The following is a 17,898-nucleotide window of genomic DNA, read 5'->3' as shown; positions in this document are numbered from 1 at the left end:
GACCATGCATCCGAAGTTCATTGCTGCCGCCCTCACCATTGCCCTGGGTCTGACCCATGGCGGATTCAGCCTGGCGGCCGGCGACGCCGTGACGAAATCAAGCAGTCAGCGGGACAACGCGCGGCGTTCCTCGGAGAACATCCTGGCCCGCACGGTTTTCCAGTCGCTGCTCGGCGAGTTCGCACTGCAACGCGGCGATATCAATATCGGGGTCGAGGCGTGGGCCGATCTGGCCGTGCGCACCCGCGACCCGAAGGTTCTCGCCCGCGCCACCGAGGTCGCCGGCTTTGCCCGCCAGTATGACCGCGCCCTCGAATTATCGCGGCTCTGGCTCGAAGTCGAACCCGACTCGAGCAAAGCCAAGCAAACGCAATCCTCGCTGCTCGTCATGGCCAACCGCCTCGACGAACTGGCGCCGCAACTGACCAGCCTGCTCGAACAGGACAAGGCCAACCTCGCCAACAACCTGCTCCACCTCAACCGCATGCTCGCCCGGCACGCCGACAAGAAAGCCGTGCAAACACTGGTCGACCGCGTCGCCGCCCCTTACGACGGCCTGCCGGAAGCCCACTTCGCGATGGCCCAGGCGGCCGCCAATGCCGGCGACAACCTGCGCGCCCTGGGCGAGTCGGAGAAAGCCCTGCAATTGCGTCCCGACTGGGAAACCGCCGCCCTGGCCCGGGCCCAGCTGCAAGCCCGCCAGTCAAACCAGACCGCCATCGGCAGCCTGAACGACTTCGTCGAGCGCTACCCGACGGCCCGCGATGCCCGCCTGGCGCTGGCCCGCCTGCTGATCAACGAAAAGCGCTATGACGAGTCGCGCAAGCACTTCGACCGCCTGATCAAGGACTACCCGGACAACCCCGACGTGATCTACCCGGTCGCCATGCTCGCCCTGCAACAAGGCGATGCCGAGACCGGCCGCGCCCAGCTGGAAAAACTGCTGAAAACCGATTTTCCGGACAAGAGCACCATCCATTTCTTCCTCGGCCAGCTCGAGCAGGAACAGAAAAAACCGGAAACCGCGCTCGAGCATTTCCGCCAGGTCACCGCCGGCGACCAATACATCAACGCCCGCTCGCGCGCCGCCCTGATCCTTTTGCAGCAAGGCAAACCCGAGGAAGCCCGCGAGCTGTTGCACAACACGCGCGGCGGCACCAACGCCGAACGCGCCCAACTGGTTCTCGCCGAAGCGCAATTGCTGCGCGAGGCGGGACGGCTGAACGATGCTTACATCGTCCTCGAATCCGGGCTGACCAGCCAGCCGGACAATCCCGAATTGCTCTATGAAGCCGCGCTGACCGGCGAACGCCTGGGCAAGCCGGAAATCCTCGAAACCCACCTCAAGCATTTGCTGGCGCTGCAGCCGGATCATGCCCACGCCCTGAACGCCCTCGGCTACTCATGGGCGGAGCGCAACATCCGCCTGCCTGAAGCACTGAAACTGATTACCCGAGCCCTGGCGCAGATGCCGGACGACCCCTTCATCATGGATAGCCTGGGCTGGGTGCAGTTCCGCCAGGGCAATCTCGCCGAAGCCTTGAAGACGCTGGAAAAGGCCTACGCCATCAAGTCCGACCCGGAAATCGCCGCCCACCTCGGCGAAGTACTGTGGACGCTGGAGCGCAAGGACGATGCCCGGCGACTCCTCAAGGACGCCATCCGGCAACACCCGAACAATGAAGTTCTGGCCGGCGCCGTCAAGAAGCTCATCCCTTGAGTCTGCGTTTCGTTGTCCTGCTCGCCGGCAGCCTGCTCGCCGGCTGCGCCAGCGTGCCGCCCGCCGCCTTGCCGGGTCGCGAGCAGATTCGCGAATTCGCACTGGAAGCGCGCTTCGCGCTGCGCATCACACTGCCCGACCAAGCCGCCCAAAGCTCCGGCGGCCGCCTGTCCTGGGAACACCGGAATGGCGGCGACCGCGTGCTCGTCGCCAACCCGCTCGGTTACGGCGTGGCCGAAATCGACACGACACCGACGCTGTCCCGCCTGCGCACGGCCAATGGCGAAATCCACGAATCGCCGGATGCCGACGGCCTGATGGAAGAAGTCACCGGCCAGCGCCTGCCGATCACCCGCCTGCCGGCCTGGCTGCTCGGTCGCTCCGACGGCACGGCCGAGATCAGCAAGGACAGCTACAACCGCCCGGCCCGCCTGCGCGAAGCCGGCTGGCAAATCGACTACGCCTACGACGACGAGGCGCCGACCGCCCTGCCCGCCCGCCTGACGCTGTCCCGCGACGGCGAGATCGAATTGCGACTGCGCATCGAAGAATGGAAAGAAAACCCGTGACCCACTGGACCTGGGACAGCAGCTGGCCCGCCCCGGCCAAACTGAATCTCTTCTTGCATGTCGTCGGGCGCCGCGCCGACGGCTATCACCTGCTGCAGACCGTATTTCGCTTCATCGATCGCGCCGACCAATTGCGTTTTACGCCGCGCAGCGATGGCGACATCGTTCTCGCCACACCGATCCCCGGCGTACCGCCGGACAGCGACCTGACCGTGCGCGCCGCCCGTCTGCTACAGCAGGCCACCGGATGTCGCCAAGGCGCCACCCTCCATCTCGACAAACAATTGCCGATGGGCGGCGGTCTGGGCGGCGGCAGTTCCGACGCGGCCACCGTGCTGCTTGCCCTGAATCATTTATGGCAAACCGGCCTCGCTCGGCCAACGCTGAAAAAGCTCGGGTTGAGCCTGGGCGCCGACGTACCGGTCTTCATCCACGGCCGGAACACTTTCGCCGAAGGCATCGGCGAAGCGTTTACCGACGTTGAGCTGCCGCCAGCCAGCTATCTGGTGCTCCATCCGGCAGTCAACGTCCCGACCGCGGCGATTTTTGGCGCCCCCGACCTACGCCGCGATACACCAGGCATCGCCGCGAGCAACTGGCGACAAGGCGATGGCCATAACGATCTCGAACCGGTCGCCTGCGCCCGCTTTCCGCAGGTCGCCGAACACCTGGCCTGGCTCAAGCAACATGCCCCGGATGCGATGATGACCGGCTCCGGCGCCTGCGTCTTTGCCGGTTTTGCCCGCCGCGACCAGGCGGAGCGGGTTCTCGCGCTGCTGCCGCGCGGGATGAGCGGCTGGGTGGCCGACGGCCTGGCGGCTCACCCATTAGCCAATTTTTCATAAAAGAGTAGACGGCGGCAAACTGCTTGTGTAATATCCGCGCCTCGTTCTAACGCGAACCCGTCTGAACGACCCGCTGGGGAGTCGCCAAGTTGGTCAAGGCACCGGATTTTGATTCCGGCATTCGAAGGTTCGAATCCTTCTTCCCCAGCCAGTTTCCTTCGGGCAGGTCACAAGCCTGCCCGATTTTCATTGTGGCGGGCGAAATGTGCGTCCAACATGGAGTGCAGGAGCAAGGTGAGAATGGCCTATAACAGCCTGATGGTCTTTACCGGCAATGCCAATCCGAAGCTGGCGGTCAATGTCGCAGCCGAACTCAATGTTGATCTTGGGCGCGCCAACGTTGGTCGTTTCTCGGATGGCGAAGTCAGTGTCGAACTGCAGGAACACGTCCGCGGTCGTGACATCTTCGTGCTGCAATCCACCTGTGCGCCGACCAACGACAACCTGATGGAATTGCTGGTCATGGTCGATGCGTTGAAGCGCGCCTCGGCCGGCCGCATCACCGCCGCCATCCCGTACTTCGGCTATGCCCGCCAGGATCGCCGTTCGCGCTCGTCGCGCGTGCCGATCGCCGCCAAACTGGTAGCCAACATGCTCGTCGCCTCCGGCGTCGACCGCGTCCTGACCATGGACCTGCACGCCGAACAAATCCAGGGCTTCTTCGACATTCCGGTCGACAACATCTACGCCCTGCCGATCCTGCTCGACGACATCCGCAAGCAGAATTACGAAAACCCGCTGGTCGTTTCGCCCGACCATGGCGGCGTCGTCCGCGCCCGGTCGCTGGCCAAGCGCCTCGAATGCGATCTGGCGATCATCGACAAGCGCCGGCCGAAGGCCAACGTTTCCGAAGTAATGAACATTATCGGCGAAGTCGACGGCCGCACCTGCATCATCATGGACGACATGGTCGATACCGCCGGCACGCTGTGCAAGGCAGCTTCCGCACTGAAGGCGCGCGGCGCCAAGCAGGTCGTTGCCTACTGTACGCATCCGGTCCTGTCCGGCCCGGCCATCGAGCGGGTCAACAGCTCCGACCTCGATGCCCTGGTCGTCACCGACACCATCCCGCTGCGTGACGATGCTGCCGCCTCACCGCGCATCCGCCAGCTTTCGGTTGCTGAAATCATGGCCGAAACCATTCGCCGGATCAGCAACGACGACTCCGTTTCGTCACTGTTTATCGATTAAGTTTTTTAACCTTCCCGATCTGGTCGCGGTTCGGGAAACTTACTGGAGTATCACAATGACTTTTGAACTGATCGCGCAAGCGCGTACGCTGCAGGGAACGGGTGCGAGCCGCCGCCTGCGCCGTGCTGCCATGGTGCCGGGTATCGTTTACGGTGGCGAAGCTGCCCCGCAAGCCATCGAAGTACCGCACAACGACCTGCTGTTGAAGCTGAAGAAGGAAGCCTTCCACTCCAGCATCGTGAACCTCGTCGTTGACGGCAAGAAGGAACCGGTTCTGCTGCGTGACTACCAGATGCACGCCTACCGCCCGCTGGTTCTGCACGTTGACTTCCTGCGTGTTGACGCTACCCACGAACTGCACATCAAGGTGCCGCTGCACTTCGTGAACGAAGAAGTCGCCCCGGGCATCAAGCTCACCGGCGGCCTGGTCAACCACGTCATGACCGAAATCGACATCAGCTGCCTGGCCAAGGATCTGCCCGAGTTCATCGAAGTCGACCTCAGCGCACTGAAGATCGGCGACACCATTCACCTGTCCCAGCTGAAGCTGCCGAAGGGCGTCAAGCTCGTCCAGCACACCACCGATGACTCCGTCGTCGTCGGTATCGTCGGCAAGGGTGGTTCCGCCGAAGCCGCTGAAGGCGAAGCTGCCGCCGAGTAATTTCGGCCCCTCCGCTGCACTGGCCGCCGCTGGCATTTTGCCGCCGGCGGCCTTTTCGCACTTATTACCATGAACCCTCCTCGCCTGATCGTCGGCCTCGGCAACCCGGGTCCGGAATACGCAGCGACCCGACACAACGCCGGGTTCTGGTTTGTCGACCAGTTGGCCGACAAGCTGAAGGTTTCGCTCGTCCCGCAAGCCAAGTTCTTCGGCAAGGCAGCCCGCGCTGACGAGCTCTGGCTATTGCAGCCGACCACCTTCATGAACCGCTCCGGCCAGGCCGTCGCGGCACTGGCCAATTTCTACAAGATTCCGGCCGCCGAGATTCTCGTCATCCATGACGAACTCGACCTGCCACCCGGCGGCATCCGCCTCAAGCAGGGCGGCGGCAACGGCGGTCACAACGGCCTGAAGGACATTCAGGCCAAACTCGGCACCCCCGATTTCTGGCGCCTGCGCCTCGGCATCGGCCATCCGCGCACGCTCGGTCTGGCGCAGCAGGTGGTCGATTTCGTGCTGCATCAGCCGCGCCAGGACGAACTGCCGGATATCGAACACGCCCTCGCCCGCAGCCTGCTGGCCTGGCCAAAAATCGCCGCCGGAGACTTCGCCGGCGCTCAACAACAGTTGCACGGCAAAGCCGTCTAAGGAAAAAATCCATGTCTCTCAAATGCGGCATCGTCGGCCTGCCCAACGTCGGCAAATCCACCCTCTTCAACGCCCTGACCAAATCGGGCATCGCGGCGGAAAATTACCCGTTCTGCACCATCGAGCCGAACGTCGGCATCGTCGAAGTGCCGGACAAGCGGATGGCCCAGCTGGCCGAGATCGTCAAGCCGCAGCGCATGCAGTACGCCATCGTCGAGTTCGTCGACATCGCCGGCTTGGTGGCCGGTGCCTCCAAGGGTGAAGGCCTCGGCAACCAGTTTCTCGCCAACATCCGCGAAACCGATGCTGTCGTGCATGTCGTGCGCTGCTTTGCCGACGACAACGTGATCCACGTTTCTGGCGGGGTCGATCCGATCCGCGACATCGAAGTCATTGATACCGAGCTGGCGCTGGCCGACATGGCCACCGTCGAAAAGGCGCTCAACCGCTACCGTCGTCCGGCCAGCTCGGGCGACAAGGAAGCCAAGATCCTGGTCGCCGTGCTGGAAAAATGCTTTGCCCAGCTCGACCAGGCCAAGGCCGTGCGCGCCCTCGACTTCTCCAAGGAAGAACTGGCGTTGCTCAAGCCGTTCTGCCTGATCACCGCCAAGCCGGTGCTCTACGTCGCCAACGTCGCCGAGAACGGTTTCGAGAACAACCCGCTGCTCGACGCGGTGCGCGCCCATGCTGCCGCCGAGAAAGCCGAAGTGGTTTCAGTCTGCGCCGCCATCGAAGCCGAGATCGCCGATCTTGACGACGAGGAAAAGCAGATGTTCCTGGCCGACCTCGGCCTCGAGGAACCCGGCCTCGACCGCCTGATCCATGCCGGTTACAAGCTGCTCGGCCTGGCCACCTACTTCACCGCCGGCGTCAAGGAAGTGCGCGCCTGGACCATTCACCAGGGCGATACCGCGCCGCAAGCGGCCGGGGTCATCCACACCGACTTCGAACGCGGCTTCATCCGCGCCCAGACCATTGCTTTCGACGACTTCATCGCCTACAAGGGTGAAGCCGGTGCCAAGGAAGCGGGCAAGATGCGCGCCGAAGGCAAGGAATACGTCGTCAAGGACGGCGACGTGCTGAACTTCCTGTTCAACGTCTAAGCACGCGGCCGGCAAGCATTCGTGTTTGAACGACCCGCCTGAATGAGCGAAACCGGGGTGGACACCGAGGTTTCGACGGACGCCCAGGCCGGCAGCGAGCAGCTGTCCCGGGCGGTGCTGCTCCGTGCCTTCGAGCAGAACCGCGAAGCCGTGCTGATTACCGACCACGACAACCGGATCGTCGCGGTCAATGCCGCGTTCACCCTGCTGACCGGCTACTCGCTTGACGACGTGGCCGGCAAAAACCCGCGCCTCCTCGCCTCCGGGAACGTCGGCCCCGATTTTTACGCCCGGATGTGGCACGCCCTGAACCTGCATGACCACTGGGAAGGCGAAATCTGGGACAAGCGCAAGGACGGCACGACCTACCCGAAATGGCTGTCCATTTCGCTGATCCGCGACGCCACCGGCAAGATCGAAAACCATGTCGCCAACTTCACCGACATCAGCGCCAACAAGGAAACGGCCGACCGCCTGGCCCAGCTGGCCTATCACGACCCGCTGACCCACCTGCCCAACCGCCTGGCGCTCGACGCCCAGCTCACCCATGCCCTGCGCGTCGGCAAGCGCGAGGCCCGGCAGCTGGCCTTGATGCTGATCGATCTCGACAATTTCAAGAACATCAACGACACGCTGGGCCACCACATCGGCGACGAACTGCTGCAGGAAGTGGCGAAGCGCCTGCGCGGCTGTGTCCGGGCCAGCGACCTGGTGGCCCGGCTGGGCGGCGACGAATTCGTCGTGGTCCTGCCGGAAATCGACGGTCCGCTGACCGCCGCCCGCGTGGCCGGCAAGGTCCAGAGCAGCCTGGCCGAGTATTACCAGATCGCCGACCATGTGCTGTACGCCACGCCGAGCATCGGCATCAGCCTTTTCCCGGGCGACGGCCAGGATGCCAACACCTTGCTGCGCAACGCCGACGCGGCGATGTATCACGCCAAGAATGCCGGCCGCAACAACCACCAGTTCTACACCGCCCGGATGAACGAAGCGGCCGGCGAACGGCTGCAGATGGAAAATGCGCTGCGCCAGGCGATCTCATCCATCTCGCCGGACAACTGCGAGTTTGCCGTGCATTTCCAGCCGCAGATCGATGCGACGAGCGGCCGGGTGAGCGGCCTTGAAGGACTGCTGCGGTGGACCAATCCGATCTTCGGCACGGTTTCGCCGATGCGCTTCATCGCCATTGCCGAAGACACCGGCCTGATTCAGCCGCTCGGCGACTGGGTGATCTGGGAAACCTGTCGCCAGATCCGCCAGATGAAAACGCTCGGCATCGAAGGCGTGCGGGTGGCGATCAACATCTCGGCCCAGCAATTGCGCCACGAGAATCTGCTGTTGCTGGTGCGCGGCGCCCTGACCTGTTACGACCTGAACCCCGCCGACATCGAGCTGGAAGTCACCGAAAGCACGGCGATGCAGAATCCGGAAGTGACGCTGTCCATCCTCGACCAGCTCGACGCGATGGGCATCAAGCTCGCCATCGACGATTTCGGTACCGGCTACTCCTCACTGGCCTACTTGAAGCACCTGCCGATCAAGCGCCTGAAACTCGACCGCTCCTTCGTCAGCGACATCGAGACCGACGCCAGCGATGCCGCCATCTGCGCCGCGATCATCGCACTGGGCCACAACCTGGATATGGAACTGGTCGCCGAAGGCGTCGAAACCGAGGCCCAGCGGGATTTTCTGATCCGCCTCGGCTGCGACTGCCTGCAAGGCTTCCTGTACAGCAAGGCCCTGCCTTTCGCCGAGATCGTCGCCTACATCCAGGCGCAGCCCGCCATCAGCGAATGACCTTGCGCCACTCGGCTTCGAAGTAGCGCACCAGCACCTGATTGTTCAAGCGGTTGACCTCGGCCGGTATGCGCCCCATGTCGGCCGGAAAGCGGAACAGGTCGGGCAGCGTTTCCGCCGTCAGGAAGCGCGCCTTGCCGCCGCTCGGCAGAGCGCGTCGAAAGTCGTCCGGGGCGGCAAGCGAGAACGGCTGGCGGCCGGCAATGATGAAGCCCCATTCCCCGAAGGACGGCACCAGCGCGTGATACGGCGCCGTCTGCAAGCCGACGTCCTCGAGCGTCGCCACCACGCACCAGAAGGATTGCCGGGCATAGAGCGGCGAGGTCGATTGGACGACGATCAGGCCGCGGGCCGATAACCGCTTTTCCAGCAGCCGGTAGAAGGCCGAGGTATAGAGCTTGCCGAGGGCGAAATTGGCCGGGTCGGGAAAGTCGACGACGATGAAGTCGAAATATTCGCGGCTCTCCTCCAGCCACTGCAGCGCGTCGGCATTAACCACCGTCACCCGTTCCGACTTGAGCGCCCCGCCATTCAGCGCAACCAGCGCCGGCGCCGTCGAGAACAGTGAGGTCATCGCCGGATCGAGATCGACCAGCGTCACCGACGCGACGTTCGGGTACTTGAGGATTTCGCGCACTGCCAGCCCGTCGCCGCCGCCCAGCACCAGCACACGCCGCGCCCCGGGCAGGCTGGCCAGGCCGGGATGGACCAGCGCTTCGTGATAGCGATATTCGTCGTGTGACGAGAACTGCAGGTTGTTGTTGAGGAACAGCCGCAAATCGTCGCGCCAGCGCGTCACGACGATGCGCTGGTAAGGCGTCGTTTCGGCGTGCACGATCTCGTCGGCGTAAACGTGCGCCTCGGCCAGCGTCGTCAGCTGGCCAGCCCCGGCAAAACCGCCGACCAGCGTGGCGAACACGGCCCAGCTCTGGACCGCCAGCCAGCGCCGGGCCGGCAGTTGATCGCGAAAGAGCTGCAGCGCCCAAAGCGCCACGGCGACGTTGAGCAGGCCGAACAGCAAGCCGGTACGGACCATGCCGAGCTGCGGCGCGAGGACCAGCGGGAACAGGATCGAAACGGCCAGCGCCCCGAGGTAATCGAAAGTCAGCACTTGCGAGACCAGATCCTTGAAGGCCAGCTCGCGCTTCAGGATGCGCATGACCAGCGGGATTTCCAGGCCGACCAGCACGCCGACGCCAAACACCACGAGATAGAGGATCAGCTTGAACGGCCCGCCCAGCCAGGTGAACACAAGGAACAGCGCAATCGCCGAAAAACCGCCGAGCAGGCCGACCATCAGCTCGATCTGGATGAAGCGGCCAACCAGGTCGCGGGTAATGTATTTCGACAGCCACGAGCCGGCGCCCATGGCGAACAGGTAGGTGCCGATCACCGTCGAAAACTGCGTCACCGAATCGCCAAGCAGATAGGACGACAGCGCGCCGGCGATCAGTTCATAGGCCAGACCGCAGGAGGCGATGACGAAGACGGAGAAGAGCAGGGCGTGACGCATGGCGGGGAACGATGGGCGGCGGGCGGAATGTTCGCCATTTTGCCTGCATTCGGGAACGCCGGGCGCCGGGCACGGTCAGTAAGAGCGTGGACAGCGCGTGGCTTTGTCCTTTTTCGAGCGTCGACTATGCCCTTCAAAGCCCTTCTTCCCATCCTGCTCGCCAGCCTGGCGCTACCGACGCTGGCGGCCGACTACGCCATCGACCCCAGCCACACCTATGCCAGCTTCGAGGTCGATCACCTCGGCTTTTCCACCCAGCGCGGCCAGTTCAATCGCACCTCGGGCTCCGTCCAGTTCGACCTCGAGGCGCGCAGCGGCAATATCGACATCCGCATCGACGCCGCCTCGCTCGACACCGGCTTTGCCCTGCGCGACGACGTGCTGCGCGGCGAGTCGTGGTTCAACGTCCGCGATTTCCCCGACATCCTGTTCCGCGGCCAGCACTTCATCTTCGAGCAGGACCAGCCGGTCGCCGTCGAAGGGATGCTGGTCATGCTCGGCACGATCAAGCCGCTGCGCCTCGACATCACCCGCTTCAAATGCGGCCTCAATCTGGTCAGCCGCAAGCGCGGCTGCGGCGCCGATGCCCAGGGCAGCCTGCGGCGCTCCGATTTCGGCCTGCAGAACAGCATCCCGTTCATCGGCGACCAGATCCGCCTGCGCATCCAGGTCGAAGCCTATCTGCCGTGACCCCGGCCGGGAACCGCACCGGTGCGTTAAAGTCATGTGGCGTCGGCCTGTTTCTGCGAAAATAGCACCCCCCTTTTAGTCGTTTCCGGAACCCCATGCCCCCGCATCCCGCCATTGCCAGCACCGCTGAAATCGTCACCGAACTGAAGGCCGGCCGCATGGTCATCCTGGTCGATGAAGAAGACCGCGAAAACGAAGGCGACCTCGTCATGGCCGCCGAACACATCACCGCCGACGCCATTAATTTCATGGCCAAGTTCGGCCGCGGCCTGATCTGCCTGACCCTCACCGAAGCGCGCTGCAAGAAGCTCGGCCTGGTCCAGATGGCGCGCAACAACAAAGCCCAGTACGGCACCGCCTTCACCGTCTCGATCGAAGCCGCCGAAGGCGTCACCACCGGCATTTCGGCCGCCGACCGGGCGCGCACCATTGCCGTCGCCGTCGCCCGCAACGCCGTCGCCGACGACATCGTCCAGCCCGGCCACGTCTTCCCGATCACCGCCCGCGAAGGCGGCGTGCTGGTCCGCGCCGGCCACACCGAAGCCGGTTGCGACCTGGCCGGCATGGCCGGTCTGGAACCGGCCTCGGTGATCTGCGAAATCATGAACGACGACGGCACGATGGCCCGCCTGCCGGAACTGCTCGAATTCGCCAAGGAACATGGCCTGAAGATCGGCACCATCGCCGACCTGATCCACTACCGCGCCGCTTCGGAAAAACTGGTCGAGCGCGTCACCAGCAAGACCATCAGCACCGCCCACGGCGATTTCACGCTGCACGCCTATGCCGACCGCGCCAGCGGCGCGACGCATCTGGCGCTGGTCAAGGGCCAGATCCCGGCCGGCGGCGAAACCCTGGTCCGCGTCCATGAGCCGCTGTCGGTCCTCGATTTCCTCGACCCGGCCAGCAAGAGCCAATCCTTCTCGATCGACGAAGCGCAAGCGGCGCTGGCCAAGCACGGTCACGGCGTCATCGTCCTGATGCACCGGCCGGAAGACGGCGAAGCCCTGCTCTCCCGCCTGACCGGTGAAAAGCCGCGCGCCCAGACCAAGTGGGACCCGCGCACCTACGGCATCGGCGCCCAGATCCTGCGCGATGTCGGCGTTTCCAAGATGCGCCTGCTCTCCAGCCCGCGCAAGATGCCCTCCATGACCGGCTTCGGCCTCGAAGTCACCGGTTTCGTCACTTCTCCTGCGGAGCTCTGAGCCATGTCCCGCTTCGACAATATCTTTGAATACGACAACAACCTGAATGGCGCCGGCCTGAAAGTCGGCGTCGTGATGAGCCGCTTCAACCTGCCGGTCTGCGAAGGCCTGCTGTCGTCCTGCGTCAATGAACTAAAACGCCTCGGCGTGGCCGATGCCGACATCGTCATCGCCAACGTGCCGGGCGCGCTGGAAATCCCGCTGGTCCTGCAAAGCATGGCCCAGACCGGCCGCTTCAACGCCCTGGTGGCGCTCGGCGCCGTGATCCGCGGCGAAACCTACCATTTCGAAGTCGTCTCCAACGATTCCTGCCGCGCCATCATGGACGTCCAGCTGGACACCGGCGTGCCGATCGCCAACGGCATCCTGACTTGCGAATCCGACGAACAGGCCGAAGTCCGCATGCAGCCGAAGGGCGCCGACTGCGCCCAGGCCGCGGTCGAAATGGCCAATCTCCAGAAAGCGCTAGCCCAATGACCACTTTCCTCAGCGACAGCGAACACCCGGAAGAACCCAAGGCGCCGCACAAGTCGGCCCGCCGCCGGTCGCGCGAATTCATCCTGCAGGGCCTCTACCAGTGGCGCGTCGGCGGCGCCGACGAAGCCGCGATTGAAGCCTACGCGCCGGAAATGGAAGGTTTTGCCAAGGCCGACCGCGAATTTTTCGTCGGCACGCTGCGCGGCGTCATCGGCCAGAAAGACAAACTGACCGAACAGATCAGCATTCACATCGACCGCCCGTTCAGCGAGCTGTCGCCGGTCGAAGCCTGCATCCTGATGCTCGGCGCCTTCGAGTTGGGCAACCACCCGGAAACGCCGTACCGTGTGATCATCAACGAAGCCATCGAACTGACCAAGTCGTTTGGCGGCACCGACGGCCACAAGTACGTCAATGGCGTGCTCGACAAGGTCGCCGCCATCATTCGTCCGGACGAAGTCGCCGCCAAGAAAGCCCGCTGAAACGATGGCGGCCGAGTTCGCGCTGATCGACCAGTACTTCACCCGGCCGACGCCGTCCGCCGTCCTCGGCCCCGGCGACGACTGCGCGCTGCTCCAGCCCTCGCCGGGCAAACAACTGGCGGTGACCACCGACATGCTGGTCGCCGGGACGCATTTCCTGCCCGACACCGATCCGAAAAACCTCGGCTGGAAGGCGCTCGCCGTCAATCTCTCCGATCTCGCGGCAATGGGCGCCACACCGCGCTGGGTGACGCTGGCCGGCGCCCTGCCGGCGGCCGATGAAGCGTGGATCGGCCAATTTACCGCAGGCTTCTTCGCCTGTGCCGACGAATACGGCGTCGATGTCGTGGGTGGCGACACCACCCGGGGACCGCTCAATATCTGCGTCACCGCGCTCGGCGAAATCGAGCCGGGCCAAGCGCTGCGCCGCGATGGCGCCAAGGCTGGCGACCAGATCTGGGTTTCCGGTCGGCCCGGGCTGGCCAGCCTCGGTCTCGCCCAGTTGCAAGGCAAGATCCAGTTGCCCGAACCCTGGCCGCGCCTGTGCATCGGCGCCCTCGAAAAGCCCCGGCCGCGCGTCGCCCTCGGCCAGGCGCTGGTCGGCATCGCCAGTGCGGCGATCGACGTTTCCGACGGTCTGCTCGCCGATCTCGGCCACATTGCCGAACGCTCGGGCTGCGCCGCGGCCGTCAAGCTCGTCCAGTTGCCGCACCTGCCGAAGGGTGAAAGCTACGACGCCGATCTCCGCCGCATGGCGCTGGAGTGCCAACTGGCCGGCGGCGACGATTACGAACTGTGCTTCACCGCCCCCGGCCCGCAGAGCCAGGCGATCAGCCGGATTGCCGCCGACCTCGAATTGCCGCTGTGGTGCATCGGCGAAATGACCGCCGGCCCGAGCGGCGAAGTCACGGTTTTCGACCCGGACGGCAAAGCGGTCGAATTCGAACACAAGGGTTTCGACCACTTTGGCTGAGCAATCGAGAGGCGCCCCCAGCCTCAAATTCCTCCTCGCCAGCCCGGCCCATTTCCTGGCGCTCGGCTGCGGCAGCGGCCTCGCCCCGAAAGCGCCGGGCACCTTCGGCACGCTGTTCGCCTGGGGCTCCTTTCTGCTCTTCCGCCCCTATTTTTCCGACTTTGCGCTGCTCGCCGCATTCGCCGCTGCCTACCTGCTCGGCATCTGGATCATCGACCTGACCGGCCGCGCCATCGGCGACCCCGACCACGGCAGCATCGTCTGGGATGAAATCGTCCCCTTCTGGCTGATCCTGCTGCTCACCCCCGCCACCTTCTTCTGGCAACTGGCGGCCTTCATGCTCTTCCGCTATTTCGACATCACCAAGCCGCAACCGGCCCGCTACTTCGACCAGCACGTCAAGAACGGCTTCGGCGTGATGGCCGACGACCTGGTGGCGGCCGGCTACACCCTGCTCACGCTGGCCCTGCTGAAAGTCGTTTTGGCCTGACGGATGCCCGCCGCAGGCATAGAATGGTGGGGCCTATATTTGTGGGAGCAAGATCATGAGCCACAAGCACGCCCACCTGCTACGCAGCATCTATCAGGACCCGCCAAGCGCCAACATTCACTGGCGTGAAATAGAGTCGCTGCTCAACCACCTCGGCGCCGACGTCGAACCCTCGCATGGCGCCCGCTTCAAGATCACCTTGAACAAGGTCGAGGCCATCCTCCACCACCCGCACAACAGCAATACCTGCAGCAAGACCGATATCAAGACGCTGCGCGACCTGCTGGCCCATGCCGGGGTAACGCTGGCCGCCTACGAGGCCGGCGAAGCGCAGCGTGAGTAGCGGCAACACGCCGGCCGGCTGACGCTAGCTGCGGCGATGCACTTTCCTATGCCTCGATGCCGCGCGCCAGCCGCCATTGTTTGACCAGCGCGTAGATCGCCGGAATGACCGCCAGCGTCAGCACGGTCGAGGAAATCATGCCGCCGACCATCGGCGCGGCGATCCGGCTCATCACTTCCGAGCCGGCGCCGGTGCCCCACATGATCGGCAGCAGGCCGGCCATGATGGCGACCACCGTCATCATCTTCGGCCGCACGCGTTCGACGGCGCCTTCCATCACCGCGCCATAGAGATCGGCAACGCCCGGTGCGCGGCCTTCGGCACGGCATTGCGTCTTGACCGCCACCCAGGCGTGGTCGAGGTAGATCAGCATGACCACGCCGGTTTCGGCCGCGACGCCGGCCAGGGCGATGAAGCCGACGGCGACGGCGACCGACAGGTTGTAGTTGAGCAGCCACATCAGCCAGATGCCGCCGACCAGTGCGAAGGGGACCGAGAGCATGACGATCAAGGTTTCGGTCAGGCGCCGGAAGTTCAGATAGAGCAGCAGGAAGATGATCAGCAGGGTAACCGGCACGACCACTTTCATCTTCTCGACGGCTCGTTCCATGGACTCGAACTGGCCACTCCAGGTGGCGTAGTAGCCGGGCGGGAAATCGACCCGCTCATTCACGGCCCGGCGTGCTTCGGCCACGTAGCCGCCAATGTCGCGCCCGCGGATATCGACGAAGATGTAGGCGGAGAGCAGCGCGTTTTCCGTGCGGATGCCCGGCGCCCCCTTGGCCACTTCGACCTTGGCGACCTGGCCGAGCGGAATCATCGCGCCGTCCATGGTCGGCACCAGCACTTCGCGGGCGATCTGCTGCGGGTCGCCGCGCAGCTCGCGCGGATAACGCACGGTGACGCCAAAGCGCTCGCGGCCCTCGACGGTGGTCGTCACCGTCTCGCCGCCGAGCGCCGTGCCGATCACCTCCTGCAGGTCGCCGATCGCCAGGCCATAGCGGGCCAGTTGCTGGCGGTCCGGCTCGATATTCAGATAGAAGCCGCCGGTCAGGCGCTCGGCGAAGGCCGAAGTGGTGCCCGGCACGCTCTTGACCACCGCCTCGATTTCGCGGGCCAGCCGCTCCATCTCGTTCAGGTCCTTGCCGAAAACCTTGATGCCGATCGGCGTGCGGATGCCGGTAGACAGCATGTCGATGCGTGCCTTGATCGGCATCGTCCAGGCGTTGGCGACACCGGGGAACTGCAGCGCGCGGTCCATCTCGGCGATCAGCTGGTCGGTGGTCAGGCCGGGCCGCCACTCGGCTTCCGGCTTGAGGTTGATCACCGTCTCGAACATCTCGGTCGGCGCGGGGTCGGTGGCGGTATTGGCCCGCCCCGCCTTGCCATAGACCGAAGCGACCTCGGGAAAGCTCTTGATGATCTTGTTCTGGGTCTGCAGCAGTTCAGCGGCCTTGGTGATCGACAGGCCGGGCAGCGAGGTCGGCATGAAGAGCAATGAGCCTTCATTCAGCGTCGGCATGAACTCGGAACCGAGCCGCGTCGCCGGGTAGAACGAGACGGCCAGCACCAGCAGGGCGGCGAGGATGGTCGCCTTCTTCCAGCGCATCACCCCGGCGATGATCGGCCGATACAGCCAGATCAGGAAGCGGTTCACCGGGTTTTTCGCCTCGGGCATGATCTTGCCGCGGATGAACAGCAGCATCAGCACCGGCACCAACGTCACCGACAACAGCGCCGCGCCGGCCATGGCAAAGGTCTTGGTGTAGGCGAGCGGCGAGAACAGCCGGCCTTCCTGCGATTCCAGCGTAAACACCGGCAGGAAGGAAACGGTGATGATGAGCAGCGAGAAGAACAGCGCCGGGCCGACTTCCTTGCAGGCGGCGATCATCGCCTCACGGCGCGAGCCGCCTTCCGGCAACCGCTCGATGTGCTTGTGGGCGTTCTCGATCATCACGATGGCGGCATCGACCATCGCGCCGATGGCGATGGCGATGCCACCCAGGCTCATCAGGTTGGAATTCATGCCGAGCAGGCGCATGGCGATGAAGGCGATCAGCACGCCGACCGGCAGCATCAGGATGGCAACCAGCGCCGAGCGAACATGGAGCAGAAACAGCATGCAGACCAGGGCGACGATCAGGCTTTCCTCGATCAGCGTCTTCTGCAAGGTGGCGATGGCGCGGTGGATTAATTCCGAGCGGTCATAGACCGGGACGATACTGACGCCCGCCGGCAGACCGAGCGACACTTCGGCGATCTTCTCCTTGATGTTGCCGATGACCTCCAGTGCGTTCTGCCCGTAGCGCGCCATGGCGATGCCGGAAACCACTTCGCCTTCGCCGTTCAGTTCGGTCAGGCCACGCCGCTCGTCGGGCCCGAGTTCAACCCGGGCAATATCGCGGATCAGCACCGGCGTGCCGCGCTCGGCCTTGAGCACCAGATTCTCGATGTCGGCGGCGCCGCGCAGGTAGCCCTTGCCGCGCACCATGTATTCGGTCTCCGCCATCTCGATCACCCGGCCGCCGACGTCGCGGTTCGAGTCGCGCACCACCTGGCTCACCTTGCCGAGCGGAATGCCGTAGGCGCGCAGCTTCACCGGATCGACGGTGATCTGGTAGGTCTGGACAAAGCCGCCGATCGACGCCACCTCGGCGACGCCATGCGCCTTGGTCAGCTGGTAGCGCAGATACCAGTCCTGCAGCGTGCGCAGTTCGGCCAGGCTCTTGTCCTTGGCCAACAGCGCGTACTGATAGACCCAGCCGACCCCGGTGGCGTCCGGTCCGATCTGCGGCGTGATGCCCTTGGGCATGCGGCCGGCCGCGAAGTTGAGGTACTCGAGGACGCGCGAACGCGCCCAGTAGATGTCGGTGCCATCCTCGAAGATGATGTAGACGAAGGAGGCGCCGAAGAACGAGAAGCCGCGCACGACCTTCGACTTGGGTACCGAGAGCATGGCCGTGGTCAGCGGATAGGTCACCTGGTCCTCGACGACCTGCGGTGCCTGGCCCGGGTACTCGGTGTACACGATGACCTGCACGTCCGACAGGTCGGGCAACGCATCGAGCGGTGTTTTGACGACGGCGAGGATGCCGCCGATGATGACGAAGAGCGTGGCGAGCAGGACGATGAAGCGGTTCCGGCCCGACCAGTCGATGATTTTGGCCAGCATGGCGCCTTTTCCTTCCGCC

At 64.4% G+C, this 17,898-nt stretch carries 17 protein-coding genes and 1 tRNA gene; 16 read left to right on the top strand and 2 right to left on the bottom strand.

The features are described from left to right. The first annotated feature begins 4 nt into the window (after nt 1–4). From ACLIKD_RS00175 to ACLIKD_RS00135, 9 genes are all read left to right on the top strand, one after another. Nucleotides 5–1,720: a tetratricopeptide repeat protein gene (locus ACLIKD_RS00175; RefSeq protein WP_428826671.1), complete on the top strand. Its 1,716-nt coding sequence runs from the start codon at nt 5–7 to the stop codon at nt 1,718–1,720. Then, nucleotides 1,717–2,289 carry a lipoprotein insertase outer membrane protein LolB gene (gene lolB / locus ACLIKD_RS00170; RefSeq protein ID WP_428826670.1) on the top strand — a complete coding sequence of 191 codons (573 nt, stop codon included), beginning with the start codon at nt 1,717–1,719 and terminating at the stop codon, nt 2,287–2,289. Before ACLIKD_RS00175 ends, lolB begins: the two co-directional genes overlap by 4 nt. Continuing rightward, entirely contained in the window at nt 2,271–3,134 is an 864-nt protein-coding gene (ispE, locus tag ACLIKD_RS00165) for a 4-(cytidine 5'-diphospho)-2-C-methyl-D-erythritol kinase (RefSeq protein ID WP_428826669.1), read from the top strand. Before lolB ends, ispE begins: the two co-directional genes overlap by 19 nt. Nucleotides 3,135–3,208: 74 nt before the next feature. Beyond that, a tRNA-Gln gene (locus ACLIKD_RS00160) sits at nt 3,209–3,285 on the top strand. 89 nt (nt 3,286–3,374) lie between these two features. Continuing rightward, nucleotides 3,375–4,325, top strand: a complete 951-nt coding sequence (locus ACLIKD_RS00155; RefSeq protein WP_226418314.1) for a ribose-phosphate pyrophosphokinase — start codon at nt 3,375–3,377, stop codon at nt 4,323–4,325. A gap of 55 nt (nt 4,326–4,380) precedes the next feature. Continuing rightward, a complete protein-coding gene (locus tag ACLIKD_RS00150) occupies nt 4,381–4,986 on the top strand; it encodes a 50S ribosomal protein L25/general stress protein Ctc (protein ID WP_226418313.1) in 606 nt (201 codons plus the stop codon). Between the two features lie 69 nt (nt 4,987–5,055). Then, nucleotides 5,056–5,634 carry an aminoacyl-tRNA hydrolase gene (pth, locus tag ACLIKD_RS00145; protein ID WP_226472209.1) on the top strand — a complete coding sequence of 193 codons (579 nt, stop codon included), beginning with the start codon at nt 5,056–5,058 and terminating at the stop codon, nt 5,632–5,634. A gap of 11 nt (nt 5,635–5,645) precedes the next feature. Further along, entirely contained in the window at nt 5,646–6,737 is a 1,092-nt protein-coding gene (ychF, locus tag ACLIKD_RS00140; protein WP_428826668.1) for a redox-regulated ATPase YchF, read from the top strand. A 42-nt stretch (nt 6,738–6,779) separates the two neighbouring features. After that, entirely contained in the window at nt 6,780–8,534 is a 1,755-nt protein-coding gene (locus ACLIKD_RS00135) for a putative bifunctional diguanylate cyclase/phosphodiesterase (RefSeq protein WP_428826667.1), read from the top strand. On the opposite strand, the gene ACLIKD_RS00130 is transcribed toward ACLIKD_RS00135, so the two are convergent. After that, on the bottom strand, nt 8,524–10,047 hold the full coding sequence (locus tag ACLIKD_RS00130; protein WP_428826666.1) for a polyamine aminopropyltransferase: 1,524 nt from the start codon (nt 10,045–10,047) through the stop codon (nt 8,524–8,526). The genes ACLIKD_RS00135 and ACLIKD_RS00130 overlap by 11 nt on opposite strands. A 126-nt stretch (nt 10,048–10,173) precedes the next feature. Between ACLIKD_RS00130 and ACLIKD_RS00125 the strand changes: the two genes are divergently transcribed. The 7 genes from ACLIKD_RS00125 (at nt 10,174) to ACLIKD_RS00095 (ending at nt 14,707) form a co-directional block, all read left to right on the top strand. Then, nucleotides 10,174–10,737, top strand: a complete 564-nt coding sequence (locus ACLIKD_RS00125) for a YceI family protein (protein WP_428826665.1) — start codon at nt 10,174–10,176, stop codon at nt 10,735–10,737. 95 nt (nt 10,738–10,832) lie between these two features. After that, a complete protein-coding gene (ribBA, locus tag ACLIKD_RS00120) occupies nt 10,833–11,942 on the top strand; it encodes a bifunctional 3,4-dihydroxy-2-butanone-4-phosphate synthase/GTP cyclohydrolase II (RefSeq protein WP_226418307.1) in 1,110 nt (369 codons plus the stop codon). 3 nt (nt 11,943–11,945) lie between these two features. Beyond that, nucleotides 11,946–12,419, top strand: coding sequence for a 6,7-dimethyl-8-ribityllumazine synthase (ribH, locus tag ACLIKD_RS00115; RefSeq protein ID WP_428826664.1), 474 nt, complete (start codon nt 11,946–11,948; stop codon nt 12,417–12,419). Next, entirely contained in the window at nt 12,416–12,901 is a 486-nt protein-coding gene (gene nusB, locus ACLIKD_RS00110) for a transcription antitermination factor NusB (RefSeq protein ID WP_226418305.1), read from the top strand. Before ribH ends, nusB begins: the two co-directional genes overlap by 4 nt. A gap of 4 nt (nt 12,902–12,905) precedes the next feature. Then, nucleotides 12,906–13,874, top strand: a complete 969-nt coding sequence (gene thiL, locus ACLIKD_RS00105; RefSeq protein WP_428826663.1) for a thiamine-phosphate kinase — start codon at nt 12,906–12,908, stop codon at nt 13,872–13,874. Continuing rightward, entirely contained in the window at nt 13,867–14,364 is a 498-nt protein-coding gene (locus ACLIKD_RS00100; RefSeq protein ID WP_226472203.1) for a phosphatidylglycerophosphatase A family protein, read from the top strand. The genes thiL and ACLIKD_RS00100 overlap by 8 nt, the downstream gene beginning before the upstream one ends. 55 nt (nt 14,365–14,419) lie before the next feature. Continuing rightward, nucleotides 14,420–14,707 (top strand): type II toxin-antitoxin system HicA family toxin, encoded by a 288-nt coding sequence (locus ACLIKD_RS00095; RefSeq protein ID WP_226418302.1) that lies wholly within the window; start codon nt 14,420–14,422, stop codon nt 14,705–14,707. Between the two features lie 46 nt (nt 14,708–14,753). Here the strand turns inward: ACLIKD_RS00095 and ACLIKD_RS00090 are convergent, their stop codons facing one another. After that, a complete protein-coding gene (locus ACLIKD_RS00090; RefSeq protein WP_428826662.1) occupies nt 14,754–17,879 on the bottom strand; it encodes an efflux RND transporter permease subunit in 3,126 nt (1,041 codons plus the stop codon). Nucleotides 17,880–17,898: the final 19 nt, after the last annotated feature.

The organism is Azonexus sp. IMCC34842 (assembly GCF_050368855.1).
Classification (GTDB): Bacteria; Pseudomonadota; Gammaproteobacteria; order Burkholderiales; family Rhodocyclaceae; genus Azonexus; species Azonexus denitrificans_A.
The sequence above is the reverse complement of the archived record's forward strand: the minus strand, read 5'-3'. Positions and strand labels throughout refer to the sequence as shown.

Excerpts from the sequence above, each read along its gene's own strand:
- ACLIKD_RS00175 (WP_428826671.1), top strand. The coding sequence starts at position 5 with ATGCATCCGAAGTTCATTGCTGCCGCCCTCACCATTGCCCTGGGTCTG.
- ispE (WP_428826669.1), top strand. The coding sequence starts at position 2,271 with ATGGAAAGAAAACCCGTGACCCACTGGACCTGGGACAGCAGCTGGCCC.
- ACLIKD_RS00155 (WP_226418314.1), top strand. The coding sequence starts at position 3,375 with ATGGCCTATAACAGCCTGATGGTCTTTACCGGCAATGCCAATCCGAAG.
- ACLIKD_RS00150 (WP_226418313.1), top strand. The coding sequence starts at position 4,381 with ATGACTTTTGAACTGATCGCGCAAGCGCGTACGCTGCAGGGAACGGGT.
- pth (WP_226472209.1), top strand. The coding sequence starts at position 5,056 with ATGAACCCTCCTCGCCTGATCGTCGGCCTCGGCAACCCGGGTCCGGAA.
- ychF (WP_428826668.1), top strand. The coding sequence starts at position 5,646 with ATGTCTCTCAAATGCGGCATCGTCGGCCTGCCCAACGTCGGCAAATCC.
- ACLIKD_RS00135 (WP_428826667.1), top strand. The coding sequence starts at position 6,780 with ATGAGCGAAACCGGGGTGGACACCGAGGTTTCGACGGACGCCCAGGCC.
- ACLIKD_RS00130 (WP_428826666.1), bottom strand. The coding sequence starts at position 10,047 with ATGCGTCACGCCCTGCTCTTCTCCGTCTTCGTCATCGCCTCCTGCGGT.
- ACLIKD_RS00125 (WP_428826665.1), top strand. The coding sequence starts at position 10,174 with ATGCCCTTCAAAGCCCTTCTTCCCATCCTGCTCGCCAGCCTGGCGCTA.
- ribBA (WP_226418307.1), top strand. The coding sequence starts at position 10,833 with ATGCCCCCGCATCCCGCCATTGCCAGCACCGCTGAAATCGTCACCGAA.
- ribH (WP_428826664.1), top strand. The coding sequence starts at position 11,946 with ATGTCCCGCTTCGACAATATCTTTGAATACGACAACAACCTGAATGGC.
- nusB (WP_226418305.1), top strand. The coding sequence starts at position 12,416 with ATGACCACTTTCCTCAGCGACAGCGAACACCCGGAAGAACCCAAGGCG.
- thiL (WP_428826663.1), top strand. The coding sequence starts at position 12,906 with ATGGCGGCCGAGTTCGCGCTGATCGACCAGTACTTCACCCGGCCGACG.
- ACLIKD_RS00095 (WP_226418302.1), top strand. The coding sequence starts at position 14,420 with ATGAGCCACAAGCACGCCCACCTGCTACGCAGCATCTATCAGGACCCG.
- ACLIKD_RS00090 (WP_428826662.1), bottom strand. The coding sequence starts at position 17,879 with ATGCTGGCCAAAATCATCGACTGGTCGGGCCGGAACCGCTTCATCGTC.